Annotated in this window: 16 protein-coding genes; 9 read left to right on the forward strand and 7 right to left on the reverse strand. The window is 71.8% G+C overall.

Annotated features, from left to right (window positions below):
• Positions 1-140: 140 nt before the first annotated feature.
• On the reverse strand, positions 141-1,139 hold the full coding sequence (locus ACFZAU_RS28790) for an inorganic phosphate transporter (RefSeq protein WP_500554530.1): 999 nt from the start codon (positions 1,137-1,139) through the stop codon (positions 141-143).
• 5 nt (positions 1,140-1,144) lie between these two features.
• On the reverse strand, positions 1,145-1,765 hold the full coding sequence (locus ACFZAU_RS28795) for a DUF47 domain-containing protein (protein WP_026251102.1): 621 nt from the start codon (positions 1,763-1,765) through the stop codon (positions 1,145-1,147).
• Positions 1,766-1,959: 194 nt separating this feature from the next.
• Between ACFZAU_RS28795 and ACFZAU_RS28800 the strand changes: the two genes are divergently transcribed.
• On the forward strand, positions 1,960-2,370 hold the full coding sequence (locus ACFZAU_RS28800) for a metal-sensitive transcriptional regulator (protein ID WP_499608892.1): 411 nt from the start codon (positions 1,960-1,962) through the stop codon (positions 2,368-2,370).
• Here the strand turns inward: ACFZAU_RS28800 and ACFZAU_RS28805 are convergent.
• Together ACFZAU_RS28805 and ACFZAU_RS28810 are read right to left on the reverse strand one after the other, a co-directional pair.
• Entirely contained in the window at positions 2,367-2,573 is a 207-nt protein-coding gene (locus ACFZAU_RS28805; RefSeq protein WP_499608890.1) for a hypothetical protein, read from the reverse strand. The two genes, ACFZAU_RS28800 and ACFZAU_RS28805, sit on opposite strands and share 4 nt — an antisense overlap.
• A gap of 70 nt (positions 2,574-2,643) precedes the next feature.
• Positions 2,644-3,498: an SCO4651 family lipoprotein gene (locus ACFZAU_RS28810; RefSeq protein WP_500554531.1), complete on the reverse strand. Its 855-nt coding sequence runs from the start codon at positions 3,496-3,498 to the stop codon at positions 2,644-2,646.
• Between the two features lie 93 nt (positions 3,499-3,591).
• On the opposite strand from ACFZAU_RS28810, the gene ACFZAU_RS28815 reads away from it, so the two are divergent.
• The gene (locus ACFZAU_RS28815) at positions 3,592-3,747 is read left to right on the forward strand and encodes a hypothetical protein (RefSeq protein ID WP_500466232.1); all 156 of its coding nucleotides are present in this window, start codon (positions 3,592-3,594) and stop codon (positions 3,745-3,747) included.
• A 147-nt stretch (positions 3,748-3,894) separates the two neighbouring features.
• Positions 3,895-5,454, forward strand: coding sequence for an FAD-binding oxidoreductase (locus ACFZAU_RS28820; protein WP_500554532.1), 1,560 nt, complete (start codon positions 3,895-3,897; stop codon positions 5,452-5,454).
• 24 nt (positions 5,455-5,478) lie between these two features.
• On the opposite strand, the gene ACFZAU_RS28825 is transcribed toward ACFZAU_RS28820, so the two are convergent.
• Both ACFZAU_RS28825 and ACFZAU_RS28830 read right to left on the reverse strand, forming a co-directional pair.
• Entirely contained in the window at positions 5,479-6,168 is a 690-nt protein-coding gene (locus ACFZAU_RS28825) for a phosphatase PAP2 family protein (RefSeq protein WP_500554533.1), read from the reverse strand.
• 189 nt (positions 6,169-6,357) lie between these two features.
• Entirely contained in the window at positions 6,358-7,296 is a 939-nt protein-coding gene (locus tag ACFZAU_RS28830; protein ID WP_499609089.1) for a C40 family peptidase, read from the reverse strand.
• Positions 7,297-7,687: 391 nt separating this feature from the next.
• Between ACFZAU_RS28830 and ACFZAU_RS28835 the strand changes: the two genes are divergently transcribed.
• The 6 genes from ACFZAU_RS28835 to ACFZAU_RS28860 all read left to right on the forward strand — a co-directional run bounded on the left by ACFZAU_RS28835 (position 7,688) and on the right by ACFZAU_RS28860 (position 14,924).
• On the forward strand, positions 7,688-7,996 hold the full coding sequence (locus ACFZAU_RS28835; protein WP_018559685.1) for a DUF8827 family protein: 309 nt from the start codon (positions 7,688-7,690) through the stop codon (positions 7,994-7,996).
• Between the two features lie 130 nt (positions 7,997-8,126).
• Positions 8,127-8,951 (forward strand): hypothetical protein, encoded by an 825-nt coding sequence (locus ACFZAU_RS28840; RefSeq protein ID WP_500554534.1) that lies wholly within the window; start codon positions 8,127-8,129, stop codon positions 8,949-8,951.
• Positions 8,941-10,221, forward strand: coding sequence for a hypothetical protein (locus ACFZAU_RS28845; RefSeq protein WP_500554535.1), 1,281 nt, complete (start codon positions 8,941-8,943; stop codon positions 10,219-10,221). The genes ACFZAU_RS28840 and ACFZAU_RS28845 overlap by 11 nt, the downstream gene beginning before the upstream one ends.
• Positions 10,218-11,768 carry an SCO6880 family protein gene (locus tag ACFZAU_RS28850; RefSeq protein WP_500554536.1) on the forward strand — a complete coding sequence of 517 codons (1,551 nt, stop codon included), beginning with the start codon at positions 10,218-10,220 and terminating at the stop codon, positions 11,766-11,768. The genes ACFZAU_RS28845 and ACFZAU_RS28850 overlap by 4 nt, the downstream gene beginning before the upstream one ends.
• A gap of 157 nt (positions 11,769-11,925) precedes the next feature.
• Entirely contained in the window at positions 11,926-13,311 is a 1,386-nt protein-coding gene (locus tag ACFZAU_RS28855; protein ID WP_500554542.1) for an ATP-binding protein, read from the forward strand.
• 14 nt (positions 13,312-13,325) lie between these two features.
• A complete protein-coding gene (locus tag ACFZAU_RS28860) occupies positions 13,326-14,924 on the forward strand; it encodes a type IV secretory system conjugative DNA transfer family protein (protein ID WP_500554537.1) in 1,599 nt (532 codons plus the stop codon).
• Positions 14,925-14,932: 8 nt separating this feature from the next.
• On the opposite strand, the gene ACFZAU_RS28865 is transcribed toward ACFZAU_RS28860, so the two are convergent.
• On the reverse strand, positions 14,933-15,442 hold the full coding sequence (locus ACFZAU_RS28865; RefSeq protein WP_500554538.1) for a GNAT family N-acetyltransferase: 510 nt from the start codon (positions 15,440-15,442) through the stop codon (positions 14,933-14,935).
• Positions 15,443-15,558 lie beyond the last annotated feature (116 nt).

Below are 15,558 nucleotides of genomic sequence, written 5' to 3' on the forward strand. Positions count from 1 at the left end.
CCACGGCGAGGGCCCCGCCCCCGGTGGGGGGGGGGGCCCATTTTGGGTGGTCCCGGGTAAGGGGGGGGGGGGGGGGCGGGGCCCGGCCCCCCGCCTCCTCCTCGTAGCGCTCCCGGTGTGCTCCGGGCCGTGCGCGCGGTTCAGCCGAAGGCCGCGTGCACCACGACGTAGACCAGCGCGGCCACCAGCGCCGCGGCCGGCATCGTGATGAACCAGCCGGTCACGATGTTCTTGGCGACGCCCCAGCGGACGGCGTTGACCCGCTTCGTCGCGCCCACGCCCATGATCGCCGAGGTGATGACGTGGGTCGTGGAGATCGGCGCCTTGAAGATGTAGGCCGTCGTGTAGAGGATCGACGCCGCGGTGGTCTCCGCGGCGAAGCCCTGCGGCGGGTCCAGCTCGATGATCTTGCGGCCGAGGGTCCGCATGATGCGCCAGCCGCCCGCGTACGTACCGAGCGAGAGCATCGCGGCGCAGGCGAACTTCACCCACAGCGGGATGCCGTCGCCCTCCTCCTGGACGTCGGCGATGGTCAGCGCGAGCACCACGACGCCCATCGTCTTCTGCGCGTCCTGCAGCCCGTGGCCGAGCGCCATGCCCGCGGCCGACACGGTCTGCGCGATGCGGAAGCCGCGCTTGGCCTTGTGGGGGTTGGCCCTGCGGAAGAGCCACAGGATGGCCAGCATCACCAGGTAGCCGACGACCAGGCCGACGATCGGCGAGAGGAACATCGGCAAAATGATCTTGTCCACCACCCCGGACCAGATGACCCCGGTGCCGCCGGCCATCGCCGCGCCGACCAGACCGCCGAACAGCGCGTGGCTGCTGGAGGAGGGCAGGCCGTAGTACCAGGTGATCAGGTTCCAGACGATCGCCCCGACCAGCCCGGCGAAGAGGATGGCCATGCCGGTCTGCCCGTGCGGCGTCTCGATCAGGCCCTCGCTGACGGTGTGGGCGATGCCGGTGCCCAGGAAGGCGCCGGCGAGGTTCATCACCGCGGCCATCGCCAGCGCGGCCCGCGGGGTCAGCGCCCTGGTGGACACGGAGGTGGCGATGGCGTTCGCGGAGTCGTGGAAGCCGTTGGTGTACGTGAAGAAGAGCGCGACGGCGATGGTCACGACCAGAGAGAAGGTCTCCACCGCGGTCAGGACTCCTTGACCGCGATGGTCTCCACGGTGTTGGCCACGTGCTCGAAGGCGTCCGCCGCCTCCTCCAGGACGTCCACGATCTGTTTCAGCTTCAGCACCTCGATGGCGTCGTACTTGCCGTTGAAGAGGTGGGCCAGCAGCTTGCGGTGGATCTGGTCCGCCTGGTTCTCCAGCCGGTTGACCTCGATCCAGTACTCGGTGAGGTTGTCCATGGTGCGCAGGTGCGGCATCGCCTCGGCGGTCAGCTCGGCCGCCCGGGCCAGCACCTCGATCTGCTGCTCGACCCCCCGGGGCAGTTCCTCGACCTGGTACAGCACGACCAGGTCGACGGCCTCCTCCATGAAGTCCATGATGTCGTCGAGGGACGAGGCCAGCGAGTAGATGTCCTCACGGTCGAAGGGCGTGATGAAGGAGGAGTTCAGCTGGTGGAAGATCGCGTGCGTCGCGTCGTCGCCCGCGTGCTCCGCGGCACGCATCCTTTCGGCGATCTCCGAGCGGGTGGCCGAATCGGCCCCGAGCAGTTCCATGAGGAGCTTCGACCCTGTGACGATGTTGTCCGCGGATGCGGCGAACATGTCGTAGAAGCTCGTCTCCCTGGGGGTCAGACGAAAGCGCACGTGAAGTCCTCGGAATACATCGGTTTCGGTCGCATTGATGCTAGGCGCATCATCCGGCCACAGCTAACCGGCGTCCTACAGTGTCGCTCATCGGCGAGGGTGCGCCCCAGCAGGGGTTCTCCGCGCACCCTCGCACATGGGGGCGAATTCGGTACGATATACCCGGCCGGGGTATAGGGGGCAGGAGGGACATCATGACAGTCACCGAGACCGGTGGCGCCGAGGAGCAGGCGCAGTCGCCGGCGGACGCCGCCGGGCACGCCGACACCGCCGGGGACAGCTCCCCGGAGCACGGGCACGAAGCACACGGGCACGAGGCGCACCAGCACGGCTACGCCAAGCAGAAGGACCAGCACCTCAAGCGGCTGCGCCGCATCGAGGGGCAGATCCGCGGTCTGCAGCGCATGGTGGAGCAGGACGTGTACTGCATCGACATCCTCACCCAGGTGTCGGCCGGTACGAAGGCTCTTCAGTCCTTCGCTCTCCAGTTGCTGGAGGAGCACCTGCGGCACTGCGTCGCGGACGCCGCGGCGAAGGGCGGACCGGAGGCCGACGACAAGGTGGCCGAGGCCACCGCCGCCATAGCCCGGCTGCTCCGGAGCTAGCGACCGGCCCCCGCCGACCGCCTGGTCCCCTGCGCGGGCACGCGGGGGCCCACGTTCAGCACCTCGTCGATGCGCTCGGGACTCAGCCGTTCCTCGGTCGTCGCCGACGCCGCGATCATCAGCTCGCAGCACAGCTCGATCTCCGCGAGGGCCACGTGGACCTGGTCGTCCTGGTCCAGGAGCCACACCGCCACGTGCACCACCTCCTCCCCGCCCAGCGTAGGGACCGGTGCACGGTCCGTGCATGACACGGACGGGCCATTTCGGCAAGCCTCAGGGGCCGGTCGCAGAAACGATCTTCCCCGTGTAGATGTCGGTCCCGCGGGGCAGGGTGACCCGCACCGGCGCCCCGAAACCATACATCCCGGTGGTCGAGACCACCGTGACCTGGGTCGGCGCGCCGCGTGCGCCGGCGCCCGCCCCGTTGCTGAAGGTGAAGCGCTGCCGCACCTTACGCAGCCGGCCCTCCTCGTCGAGCCAGGCGTCGAAGGGCACCCGGGTCACGGTGAAGCCCTCCGCCGCGGCCGCGAGCTCGGCCCGTACCAGCGGGGAGGCGAGCCGAGCGGCGTCCGCGATGTCCGTGACCCCCCGGTAGTGGCGCACCCGCACCCCGTCCAGGGTCTCCGTCCCGGTCCGCCGCACCTCCCGCGCCGCCCGCAGCAGCTCCGCGGCCACCAGGGGGTCGGTCGCGCCGCCCGTGACGAGGTTGCCGTCCGGCAGCCGGGTCGTGTCGACCCGCACCCACTTGTCGGCGGGCACGCCCTCGCCGCGGTTCTTCATGTAGAGGGCGCCCGGCGTCAGCAGCTCCGTGACCGGTTCGTGCTCCGCGTCACCGGCCGCGTCCGGCGGGAGGACGACCTGGAGCCTGCCGCGCCGCTCGGCGTAGTCGAAGACCCCGGTCCCCGTGATGGCGATCCTCGTGCCGCCGCTGGCCATCTCCATCGACGTGACGACCTTCGAGGTGCCCCCGGCGGCCAGCGAGTCCACCGCCTGCCGCAGCGTCTCCCCGGGGTCGCCCGGGAGGCTGTCCACCTCGGCGGCCTGCCCGCGGGCCGAGCACCCCGCCACCGCCAGCACGCACAACCCGAGACCCACGGCTGCCGCGGTCGCCCGGCCGAGCTGCCCCATCTCCGCCAACCCCCTGCACCATTTGCCGCGCCTCGGACGTCGTCGGGCATAACGAGGGTCAGGGCACCGCGTCACGGCCGGTAGCTTTGTTCCGTGCCTCCCAGCGACCCGCCCGCGCCCGAGCACCGGGCCGGCACCACGGAGAAGGGCGCCTTCTCCCATGCGACCTGCGTCTGCGGCTGGCGGGGCCCGGCCCGCCGCGCCCGCGACCGCGCCCGACGCGACGCCACCGAGCACGAGCGGGACTGACCGCCGCCTTCCCGGCGGACGTCCCCTGCGGACATCCCCGGCGGACGTCCCCGGCGCACGTCACATCCCTCCTCCGCAACCGGTCACCTGTTCCCCACCGTCCTCACGGACGACCACACGGGGGGAAGCGGAGCGGGAGGCCCCACCTTGAACCGACGAACTTTGATCCGCGGCGGCGCAGGCATCGCCGCTGCGGGCTGGCTGACCGCGGCCTGCACCCCGGACGGCGGCCGCCCCGCGCACGCGAACAGCCCCGCCCCCGGCACCCCCGGCACCCCCGCGACGTCCGGAGGCGCCGCCCCGCCCAGCGCCTCGCCGACCGCCCGCCCGGACTGGAAGGCCCTCGGCGGCGCCCTGGACGGCCGCCTCGTCATGCCCGACGACGCGGACTACGCCACCGCCCGCCTGCTGTACAACACCCGCTTCGACGGACAGCGCCCGGCCGCCGTGGCGTACGTCTCCGGTACCGAGGACGTCCGCGAGTGCCTGGACTTCGCAGGCCGTACCGGCGTCCCCGTCTCGGTCCGCAACGGCGGGCACTCGTACGCCGGCTACTCCGGCGGCAAGGGCCGGCTCGTGCTCGACGTCTCCTCGATGTCCTCGGTGGGCCTGTCCGGCGGGTCGGCGACCGTCGGGGCCGGCGCGAAGCTCATCGACGTCTACACCCGGCTCGGGGCGAGCGGACGCACCCTGCCGGCCGGCTCCTGCCCGACGGTCGGCATATCCGGCCTCACCCTCGGCGGCGGCCACGGCGTGCTCAGCCGGGCGTACGGACTGACCTGCGACAGCCTCACCGGCGCCGAGATCGTCACGGCGGGCGGCCGGGTGCTGCGCTGCAGCGCCGACGAGAACCCGGAGCTGTTCTGGGCGCTGCGCGGCGCGGGCGGCGGCCAGTTCGGCGTCGTCACCAAGCTGACGTTCGACACGCAGGCCTCGCCCCAGGTCGTCACCGGCTACCTGAGCTGGCCCTGGAGCAAGGCGGCCGCCGTCCTGCGCGCCTGGCAGGAATGGGGGCCCGGCCAGCCCGACGAGATCTGGTCCGCGCTCCACCTGGACAAGTCGGGCACCGGCTCCCCGCAGATCAGCATCGCCACCGTGGGCATCACCTCGCGCGACGGACTCGCGAACGCCGTCGACCGGCTCGCCGACACCATCGGCGCCTCCGCGACCAGCGTCTCCCTGCACCCGCGCAGCTACCTCGACGCGGCCCTCGCCTACGCGGGCTGCTCGAACCTGAGCACGGCCCAGTGCCACCTGCCCGGCGCCACCCCGGGCCGCAGCCCCTCCGGCCGCCTCGGGCGGGAGACGTACGCGGCGCGCTCCGACTTCTACGACCGCTCGCTGTCCGCCGCGGGCATCCAGACCCTCCTGTCCCAGGTGGAGGGGCTCCGCTCCGGCTCCGGCAGCGTCTCGCTCACCGCGCTCGGCGGCGCCGTCAACCGCGTCGCGCCCACGGCCACCGCCTTCGTGCACCGGCGCTCTCGCTTCCTGGCCCAGTACATAGAGTCCCCCGGCACCACGAACTGGCTATCCGGGCTCCACGCCGCCATGCGCCGCCACGCCTCCGGCGCGGCCTACCAGAACTACACCGACGCCACGCTGACCGACTGGCGCTCCGCCTACTACGGCCCGGCCGCCGACAAGCTGACCCGCCTGAAGGCGCGCTACGACCCCTCGCGGCTGTTCAGCTTCCAGCAGGCGCTCTGAGCCGTCCGCACGCCGGCGGAGCCGTCAGGCGGCCAGGTCCTTCTCGACCGCCGACGGCTCCGGGTAGGGCTCGCCGCGGCGGGCCTCCGGCCGGCCCGGCGCCTGCACGAGCACGCCCAGCCGGGAGTCGGCCACGGCCTTGGCCAACGGGGTCAGCAGGGCCAGCGCCGCCGGGGCGAGCAGCAGCGCCACGGCCGTGCCGAGGGCGAAGCCGCCCAGCACGTCGGTCGGGTAGTGCACGCCCATGTAGACCCGGCAGAAACCCTCGGCCAGCGCCACCGCGACGGCCGCCAGGCCCCACTTGCGGCTGACCATGAACAGGCCCATCGCGACGGCCATCGTCAAGGTGGCGTGGTCGCTGACGAAGGAGAAGTCGGTCTTCCCCTTCACCAGGACGTCGATGCCCTTGTGCTCGACGAAGGGCCGGGGCCGGTCCACGAAGTTGCGCAGCGGCACGTTGAGCACCAGCGCGATCGCCGCCGCCAGCCCGGACCAGATCACGCCCGCCACGGCCGTCGGCGCCTCGGCGCCGCTGCGGCGGGCCACGCGCCACCAGCACCAGCCGGCGATCAGCACCATGAGCACGATCAGGCCGTACTCGCCGACGGCCTCCATCACACGGTCGAACCAGCGCGGCGCGTCCTTGGCGAGCCCGTTGATGTCGCGGAGCAGGCTGACGTCGGGGTTCGAGCCGTCCAGCGAGAGCTCTGCCACCGGTGTCCCCTAACTGTCTTCCGCCGCACCCCCGTGCACGTCCGCGTGGGAGTCGATTCTCCCCCGTCCAACGGGCGGCACGGTACGTCGCGTTCCGGTCTCCACCGGATGATCACCAAGGCGTTATCGAAGGGAGACACGTTCCCGCATGCCGGGACCCGGTGTTCCCCCAGGGCGACGCCGCGGCGGTCACACCGCCGCCGCGCCCGCCGCCGTCACGCGCGTCGCTCCGATGTAGTCCGGGGTGTCGATCTTGTCGAAGCGGATCACCGCGCCCGTGTAGGGAGCGTTGATCATGTAGCCGCCGCCGACGTAGATCCCCACGTGGTGGATGGACCGCGGGTCGGTCAGGTCGTACGCGAAGAAGACCAGGTCGCCCGGGAGCAGCTCGTCCCGCTTCGGGTGCGGTCCGGCGTTCCACTGGTCGTTGGCCACGCGCGGCAGCTCGATGCCCACCGAGTGGTAGGCCGCCTTCGTCAGGCCCGAGCAGTCGAAGCGGCCGTCGTGCTCCGGCGTGCCGTTGCCGCCCCACAAGTACGGCGTGCCCAGCTTCTCCTGGGCGTAGTAGATCGCGCCCGCCGCCTGCCGCGACGGCCCGACCGGGCCCACCGGGGCCGCGAAGCTCTTCTGCAGCGTCGTGATGATCCGGACGTAGTTCTGCGTCTCCCGGATCCTCGGCACCCCGCCGGACCTGATGACCCGGTACGCGCCGGCGTTGTAGGCGGCGAGCATGTTCTCGGTCGGGTCGCCGGGGACGTCCTTGACGTAGCGGGCCAGCTCGCAGTCGTACGAGGCCGCCGAGGGGATCGCGTCCGCCGGGTCCCACACGTCGCGGTCCCCGTCCCCGTCGCCGTCCACGCCGTGCGTCGCCCAGGTGCCGGGGATGAACTGCGCTATCCCCTGCGCCTGCGCCGGGCTCTGCGCCCGCGGGTTCCAGCCGCTCTCCTGGTACAGCTGGGCCGCCAGCAACGCCGGGTCGATGGCGTCGCAGAGGTTCCCCCACTTCTGCACCAGGTCCTGGTACGCCGACGGCACCGCCCCCCTGGCGAGCGTCACCGCACCGCCGCCGCCCGTCAGCTTCGCCGCGACCAGGTACGTGCCGACGACGAGCAGCATGACGAACGACATGAACAGCCCACCCACGACCCCCGACACCAGCCAGGCCTTCCGCGCGGTCCGCGAAGCCGCCGTCACCCGCCCCACCCCTTCGTCGCTTCACCCTGCCCGGCACGGAAGGTGACGGTGCGCCAGGCCCTGGGGAGCATCCCCACCCTCAGCGCCGCCAATCGTTGCCCTCCGCTCACCACCGTGATACACAGAGTAGTCAACAATGTCTCATCGAACACCGGATCGCACGCCAGTGTGTCCAGTCTGACGGTTGCGGCCCGGATCACACGGGGGAATCGGCCGAGAAAGTCGCTGAGTCGACATACGTCGGCGGCATCCTCCGCCAAGATAGACCTTGGCTCCTTGCGCCCCGGCGAGGACGTCAACTGATCTAGCGTGGTGGTGAGTTCTCATGTTCCTGGCGGCCGAGAAGGGCGATATCAACACCATCATCGGTGGAATCGCCCCGGACTGGGGGCCTTTCGGTTCCCTGGGGAACGAAGCACGCGTCATGATCGAGGTGGTCATGGCAGTGGCGATCCTGCTCTGCCTGGCCATTGCGATCTGGGGCGCGGCGAAACAGCGCATCGGAGCGACGGCGCTCCGCGACACCTTCAGTGCGGAGCAGGGCAAGGGACTGATCATCGCCGGCCTGACCGGCGTGTTCATCATCGGCTCCCTCGGCACGCTCTTCACCATCGTCTACGGGATGGCGGTCTAGCGACCACGCGTCGGACTCCGCACCATCCCCCGCGCACTGTCCCCGAGGGGCCCGTCCCGGCCCCGCACCCCACCCGAGGCTGTCTGCTGATGCCCACTCACCCGATGACCCCCGAGGGGGCGAGCCCCCGATGAGCCTCGGCCAGGACGGCCCCCCGACCCGTACCCGTCTCCCGGAGCCCCCACCCGGCACGGGCGGGCCCTCCCGCCGTCCGCAGCGCTCCAGCCGCAACCTCGTCACGGTCGTCGGCGTCGTCGTGCTCCTCATCGCCGCCATCGCCTTCGCCAACCGCGGCGGCGGCTCCCCGTCCGGCTCCGCCCGCAGCGGCGGCCAGGACGGCGGCACCTCCAACGGCGCCCGCAGCCGGCCCACATCGCCCACCGGCACGAAGCCGGTGGACGGCAAGAACGCGGGCATCCCCACGGGATTCGCCCGCACCGACCAGGGCGCGCAGTCCGCCGCCGCGAACTACGCCGTCGCGCTCGGCTCCGACGGCATGTTCGACGAGGCCCGGCGCGCCGCCATCGTCGGCACCGTGTACGCCCCCGACGTCGCTGCCAATCAGCGCGGCGACTTGGACAAGGTCTACTCGGACCCGACCTTCCTGAAGCGGATCGGCCTCGATGACAGCGGAGTACCGCCTCAGGGCATGACCTTCGTCTCCCGCACGACCCCGGTCGGCACGCGGCTGAACGACTTCAGCGCGAACTCCGCGGTCGTGGAGGTCTGGTACTCCTCACTGTTCGGGCTCGCGGGGGCAGGTTCCACCAACCCCGTCTCGGAGAGCTGGTACACCAACACCTTCCAGCTCAAGTGGGTGGACGGCGACTGGAGGATCGTCGACTTCGAGCAGAAGGACGGCCCGGTTCCGGTCGGCCGGGACCAAGCCGCCTCCTCAGCCGAGGACATGTCGGACGCCGTCAACGGGTTCGGGGGGTTCACCTATGCCCGGTAGCCGCCGCACCCTCACACTCGCCGGTGTCCTGACCGGAGTCCAGACCGCTGTTGTGCTGTTCGCTTCACGGGCGATGGCCGCACCCTCACCCACGCCGACGCCCAACAACAGCAACGACCCCTGCGACCTGATCCGCGGGCCCGCACGCGACTACTGCGAGGGCGGCTCCGGGTCCAAGAACACCCCCAGCGTCGCGGACCCGCTCGACCCCCTGGACTCACTCGCGCGCGGCTGCGCCGACGCCGCCTCCTGGGTCATCGACGGCCTCTCCAAGGCCGTCAACAAGACCGCCGCCGTGGACTTCACCAACAAGGCGTTCCTCACCCAGTACGCCGTCGTCTTCGCCGCCTCCACCTTCCTCACGCTCCTCCTGTGGCTGCTGGCCGTCGCCAAGCGCGCCGTACGCGGGGTGCCGCTGACGGAGGCCCTGACCGAGGCGGTCGGCTTCCTCTGGCTCACCGTGATCGCCTCCGCCTTCACGCCGCTGATCCTCTACACCGTCGTGTCGGCGACCGACGGCATCACGGAGGTCATCGCCTCGGGCACGGCCGCCGACACCGACACCTTCTTCGGCTCGTTCCAGGACGCGCTGACCAAGGACTCCGACATCGGCGGCGGCCCGATCATGCTGATCGTCGTCTCCCTGGTGTCCGTGCTCGCCGCCGGCGTCCTGTGGCTCGAACTCGTCATCCGCGCCGCCCTGCTGTACGTCGGCGCGCTGCTCGGCACCGCCGTCTACTCGGGCCTGGTCGACAAGAACATGTGGCACCACGTGCGCCGTTGGGCCGGGATCATGATCGCGGTGATCCTGGTCAAGCCGGTGATCGTGGTCGTGCTGGGCCTCGCGGGCGCGCTCAGCGGCTCCGACGGGCCCACCGCGTTCGGCGCCGTCGTGTCGGGCCTGGCCATCATCCTGCTGGCCATCTTCGCCAGCGCGATGATCTACCGCTTCGTCCCCGGCTTCGGCGACGACGTGGCGAGCCTGCGCAGCAACCGCAAGGCGAGCGCCGAGTCCCAGGCCGCCGCCGTCATCTCCTCCCCGGCCGCGCTGGTCAAGCAGGGCATCAAGACGCACAGCACCCGCGGCGGCCCCCAGGAGCAGGCCTCGGGCGGCGGTGCCCAGCCCGCGAACGCCGTGCCCAGCGGCATCGCCGCGCACAGCAGCCGCACCGGCACCGCTCCGGCACCGGCCCCCGCGCCGCGCACGAACCCTGACCGCGGCAACGGCGGCGGACCCAGCAGCAAGACAGCAGGAGGCGAAAGCCGGTGACGTCCCAGCCCTACGCCGCACCGCAGCAGCGCCGCACGTACCTGATCGGCAAGGCCCGTCCCAACGCCATCGTCGGCAAGAACCGCGAGACCGGCGAGATCGCGCTGATCATCGTCGGCGCGTTCCTCGGCATGATGTGCGGCCTGCTGATCCCCGTGCTGCCGCTGCGCATCCTGGGCCTGACGGGCTGGCCGCTGCTCGCGTTCGCCGCCGTCTACATGCCGTACCGGCGCCGCACCTTCTACCGCTGGTTCGAGATCAACCGCAGCTACCGCCGTACGCTGCGCTCCGCCGGGGCCTACCGATCCTCCGCCGCGGAGGCCGGCACCCGGCTCGACGGCCGCGAGGTGGAGATCGGCCCGCCGCCCGGCATCGGCCGCATCACCTGGCTGTCGGCGCCGTTCGGCCCGGACGAGATCGCCGTGCTGCTGCACGTCGACCGGCGCACCGTGACCGCCGCCATCGAGATCGAGGGCCCCGGCGTCGGCCTGCGCGACAGCGAGGACCAGGAGGCCCTGGTCGATCGCTTCGGCACGCTCCTCAAGCACGTCGCCAACGGGGACGGCTTCGTCACCCGGCTGCAGATGCTCGCCCGTACCCTGCCCGCGGACCCCGACGCCCACGCCAAGGACGTCGCCCAGCGCGGCGACGAGCGGGCCGAGCAGTGGCTCAAGGACTCCTACGACCAGCTGCAGTCGATGGTGTCGACCTCGTCCGAGCAACACCGCGCCTACCTCGTCGCGTGCATGCACTACAGCCGCGAGCTCGCCGCCGAGGGCAACGCCATCGCCCGCGCCGCCGGCGGCGGCCGCAAGTCCCTGGACAAGGACGCGGGCATCGCGGCCGTCATGGCCCGCGAGCTGACCGACATCTGCGCCCGCCTCACCGAGGCCGACATCCGGGTCCGGCAGCCGCTCGGCCAGGCGCGGCTGGCGTCGCTCATCCACTCCATGTACGACCCGGACCACCCGATCGACCACATCCAGGCGATGACCCGCCGCAACGCCTGGCCGGCCGAACTGGACGCCACCGAGCCCACCTACCTCCAGGCCAAGACCCGCGAGTCGGCCACCCGCGCCCCCTGGAACCACTCCACGGCCTGGGTCAAGGAGTGGCCGCTGACCCCCGTCGGCGTCAACTTCCTCGCGCCGCTGCTGGTCCACACCCCGGACGTGATCCGCACCGTCGCGGTCTGCATGGACCTCGAGCCGACCGACGTCGCCATCGAGCGGATGCTCACCGAGAAGACCAACGACGACGCCGAGGCCAGCCGCGCCGCGAAGATGAACCGGGTCGTGGACCCCCGCGACATCGCCCACCACACCCGCATCGACCAGCGCGGCGAGGACCTCGCCTCCGGCGCGGCGGGCGTGAACCTGGTCGGCTACATCACGGTCTCCTCCCGGTCCCCGGAGGCGCTGGCCCGCGACAAGCGCACGATCCGCGCCTCGGCGGGCAAGTCGTACCTCAAGCTGGAGTGGTGCGACCGGGAGCACCACCGGGCGTTCGTCAACACGCTCCCGTTCGCGACCGGCATCCGCCGCTGAGGGGCCGGGAGGTAGCACCATGCGCCTGTGCGCACTTGACGCCCCGTCTCCAGGGACGGCGCTAATGGGAAGGACGACAGGGACAACGATGCCACGCCGGAGCCTGCGCCCCAGGCGCGACGACCGCTGACGCCGAGGAGGCGCTCCACCCATGGCCATGCTGGACCCCCTCGCAGCGATCACCGACGCCTTCACCAGCTTCCTCTTCGGCAAGGTGGAGACCACCCGACTCCCCGTCCGCACCTCCACGGGCCAGGCCCAGGCCGTCTACATGCCGACCGCCGCCCCCGGCCTGGGCGACTCCGGCGTGATCATCGGCCGCGAGGTCTACTCCGGCAAGGGTTACATCTACGACCCCTTCCAGCTGTACGGGCAGCAACTCCCGGCCCCCCACTGGCTGGTCCTCGGCGAGTCCGGCAACGGCAAGTCGGCCCTGGAGAAGACCTACGTCCTGCGGCAGCTGCGCTTCCGCGACCGCCAGGTCGTCGTCCTGGACGCCCAGGGCGAGGACGGCGTCGGCGAGTGGAACCTCATCGCCAAGGCACTCGGAATAACTCCCATCCGCCTGGACCCGATGGCGGCCCTCGACGGGGGCATCAAGCTCAACCCGCTCGACCCGGCGATCACCACCACGGGCCAGCTCGCGCTGCTCCGCACGATCATCGAGGTCGCCATGGGCCGCGGCCTGGACGAGCGCTCCGGCTTCGCGCTGAAGGTCGCCCACGCCTACGTCCACGAAACGGTCACCGACCGGCAGCCGATCCTCACCGACATCGTGGACCGGCTGCGGCACCCCATGGCCGACTCCGCCGAGTCGATGAACGTCGACCTGGAGGACGTCCGCGCCTGGGGCCTGGACGTGGCCCTCGTCCTGGACCGGCTCGTCGACGGCGACCTGCGCGGCATGTTCGACGGCCCCACGACGGCCGGCATCGACCTCGACGCCCCGCTGATCGTCTTCGACCTGTCCCACATCGACCGCAACTCCATCGCCATGCCGATCCTCATGGCGATCGTCGGCGTCTGGCTGGAGCACACCTGGATCCGCCCCGACCGGAAGAAACGCATCTTCCTGGTCGAGGAGGCCTGGCACATCATCAACAGCCCGTTCGTCGCGCAGCTCTTCCAGCGGCTGCTGAAGTTCGGCCGCCGGCTCGGCCTGTCCTTCGTCGCCGTGGTCCACCACCTCTCCGACGTGGTGGACGGCGCCGCCGCCAAGGAGGCCGCGGCGATCCTCAAGATGGCCTCCACGCGCACCATCTACGCCCAGAAGGCGGACGAGGCGCGCGCCACCGGCCGGGTGCTGGGCCTGCCCCGGTGGGCGGTGGAGATCATCCCCACCCTCACCCCCGGCATCGCCGTCTGGGACGTCAACGGCAACGTGCAGGTCGTCAAACACCTCATCACCGAGACCGAACGGCCGCTGGTCTACACCGACCGCGCCATGACCGAGGCCTCGGCCGACGAGGACGACGGGACGGGCGGCTTCGACGAGTCCCGGGTCTCCCTCGACAAGCACATGGCCGACGACGCGGTGGCCTGAACGGGGACCTGACCATGGCGAGAGCGCAGCACCACGGACAGGAGAGCGAAGGCGGGATCCCCGACGGGCTGATCCTCGGCGTCATGGGCTTCCTGCTCGGGATGACGATCCTGGTGTGGACGGGCACCGGGGTGGCGGGCCTCGTCTCCCACGGGGCGTGGCCCGCAGAGGTGCACTTCACGCGCACCCCCGTCGCCATGCGCCACCTCATCGCCGAACCCCACGACATCGCCGGGGCCTGGCGACCCGCCCCGCCGGAGGGGCTGCCCGGCTCCGGGCTGTTCTGGGGCGTGTTCATCGGGCAGTTGATGGTGCTCTTCGTCCTCACGGTCTTCGTGATGGGCGCCATCGCCCGTACCCGGCTGCGCCGCGCGGCACGGCGCGCGGCACGCCGTACGGCCGCCCTGAAGGCCGCGGAGGCGGCCGAGGAGGCAGCGACCCCGGTCCGGGGCCCGCAGGCCCCGCAGCGGCCCGTGGAGGCCCCGGAGACGGCCGCTGCGGGGCCGGAACCCGTACCGGTGGGCCCGGCCGCCGCGCCGCCGGCGCCCGCCACCGCCCCCACGGCCGGTCCCGCGGGCCCCTCCGCCACCGCCGACCGCGAACTCACCCGCACCTACGCCGCCTTCGCCGCCCTCCGCAGCGACAAGGGCAAGCGCCTCGTCCAGCCGGCCGTCCTCAACGCGGCCGGCCCCGTCCTCGTCACGACCGCCGACCCGGACACCTTCCACCAGACCGTCGGCAACCGCGCCAAGCTCGGCCCGGTCCACGTCTACGACCCGGCCCACCTCGTCGACACCCCGGCCCGGCTCCGCTGGGCCCCGCACTCGGGCTGCGAGGACGTCCCCACCGCCGTCACCCGCGCCCGCGCCCTCCTCTTCCCCGTACGGCCCCGCGCCGCGGTCGACGCCGCGATGTTCGACGCCGCCGAGACCCTGCTGCGCTGCTGGCTGCACGCCGCCGCCGTCGACGGCCAGCCCTTCCGCCAGGTGCACCGCTGGGCGGGCGGCTCCTCCGGCCAGGACGCCGTCCGCATCCTGCGCACGCATCCCCGGGCCGCCTCCGGCTGGAGCGGCGAGCTCGAGTCCGTCCTCCACGCCCACGCCCACCGCCGCGACGCCGCCCAGGCCCTGGTCCACCGCGCCCTGGAGTCCCTCAACTCCGTCCACATCCGGGACGCCTGCAATCCGGGACGCGCCGACGGCCTCGAGCTGGAGTCATTCCTCAAGGATCTGGGCACGCTCTATGTGGTGGGCGAGCCCAACGAGGACCCGCGAACCCACCCGGGTGCGATGCCGTTGCTGACCGCACTCGTCTCCAGCGTGGTCGAGCACGGCCGGCGCATGGCCGCAGGGTCACCCTCCGGTCGGCTCGACCCACCAATGACCCTGGTGCTGGACGACATCGCCGCCCTCGCCCCGATCCCGGAGCTCCCCGACCTCCTGGCCACCGGCACCTCCGCGGGGCTGCCCACCCTGGCCGTGCTGCGCTCCCCCGAACAGGCCCGCGACCACTGGCGCGCCCCGCTCTGGCATCGCGCCGACACCCGCCTCGTCCTCGGCACCCAGCCCCCCGCCCTCCTCGAAGAGGTCCCGGACGCAGTGCGGTTGCCCTAGCGCACCGACTACGGCCGCTCCAGCTCCATCTCGTACTCGGTCTGCGACTCGTCCAGCGGGAACGCCATCGTCCGTCCCGTCCCGACGAAGCCGAGCCGCTTGTAGAAGGCCTGCGCGCGGTTGTTGTCCTCGTGCACCCACAGTCGTACACGCCGCACCTGCTCCGGCAGCTCCCACGACCACGCGATCGCCGCACCGAGCAACTCCGCGGCCAGTCCGCCGCCCCGGAACTCCGGCCGCACGTACACACCCACCAGGTGCGTCTGCGGGACGGCGAACTCCTCGCCCGTCTCCACGAGTACGGCCACATTGGCGACGCGTTCCCCGGCCTCGTCCTCCGCGATGAACGACTGCGTGCGCGCCCGCTCCCGCCACACCGCGTCGTCGAACGCGGCCTCGGTGTCATGGGTGTTGACGAAGGCCACGCCGGCAGCGGGGTCCTTGAGCGCCTCGAGCCGCAGGGCCCGCTGGGCACGCCATTCATCGGGACGGGATGCACGTATGGTGTAGCTGCTCATACCGCGATGGTACGCAAAAAAGCCCCGGCTCCCGAGTGATTAAACTCGGGAGCCGGGGCTCAATATTTGTTCGGCGGCGTCCTACTCTCCCACAGGGTCCCCCCTGCAGTACCATC

Source organism: Streptomyces sp. NPDC008238, assembly GCF_042956445.1.
Taxonomy (GTDB): Bacteria; Actinomycetota; Actinomycetes; order Streptomycetales; family Streptomycetaceae; genus Actinacidiphila.

Bases quoted from the DNA above. Each gene is read 5' to 3' on its own strand.
- ACFZAU_RS28860 (WP_500554537.1), top strand. From the start codon at position 13,326: ATGGCGAGAGCGCAGCACCACGGACAGGAGAGCGAAGGCGGGATCCCC.
- ACFZAU_RS28855 (WP_500554542.1), top strand. From the start codon at position 11,926: ATGCTGGACCCCCTCGCAGCGATCACCGACGCCTTCACCAGCTTCCTC.
- ACFZAU_RS28840 (WP_500554534.1), top strand. From the start codon at position 8,127: ATGAGCCTCGGCCAGGACGGCCCCCCGACCCGTACCCGTCTCCCGGAG.
- ACFZAU_RS28810 (WP_500554531.1), bottom strand. From the start codon at position 3,498: ATGGGGCAGCTCGGCCGGGCGACCGCGGCAGCCGTGGGTCTCGGGTTG.
- ACFZAU_RS28835 (WP_018559685.1), top strand. From the start codon at position 7,688: ATGTTCCTGGCGGCCGAGAAGGGCGATATCAACACCATCATCGGTGGA.
- ACFZAU_RS28830 (WP_499609089.1), bottom strand. From the start codon at position 7,296: ATGTCGTTCGTCATGCTGCTCGTCGTCGGCACGTACCTGGTCGCGGCG.
- ACFZAU_RS28800 (WP_499608892.1), top strand. From the start codon at position 1,960: ATGACAGTCACCGAGACCGGTGGCGCCGAGGAGCAGGCGCAGTCGCCG.
- ACFZAU_RS28845 (WP_500554535.1), top strand. From the start codon at position 8,941: ATGCCCGGTAGCCGCCGCACCCTCACACTCGCCGGTGTCCTGACCGGA.
- ACFZAU_RS28865 (WP_500554538.1), bottom strand. From the start codon at position 15,442: ATGAGCAGCTACACCATACGTGCATCCCGTCCCGATGAATGGCGTGCC.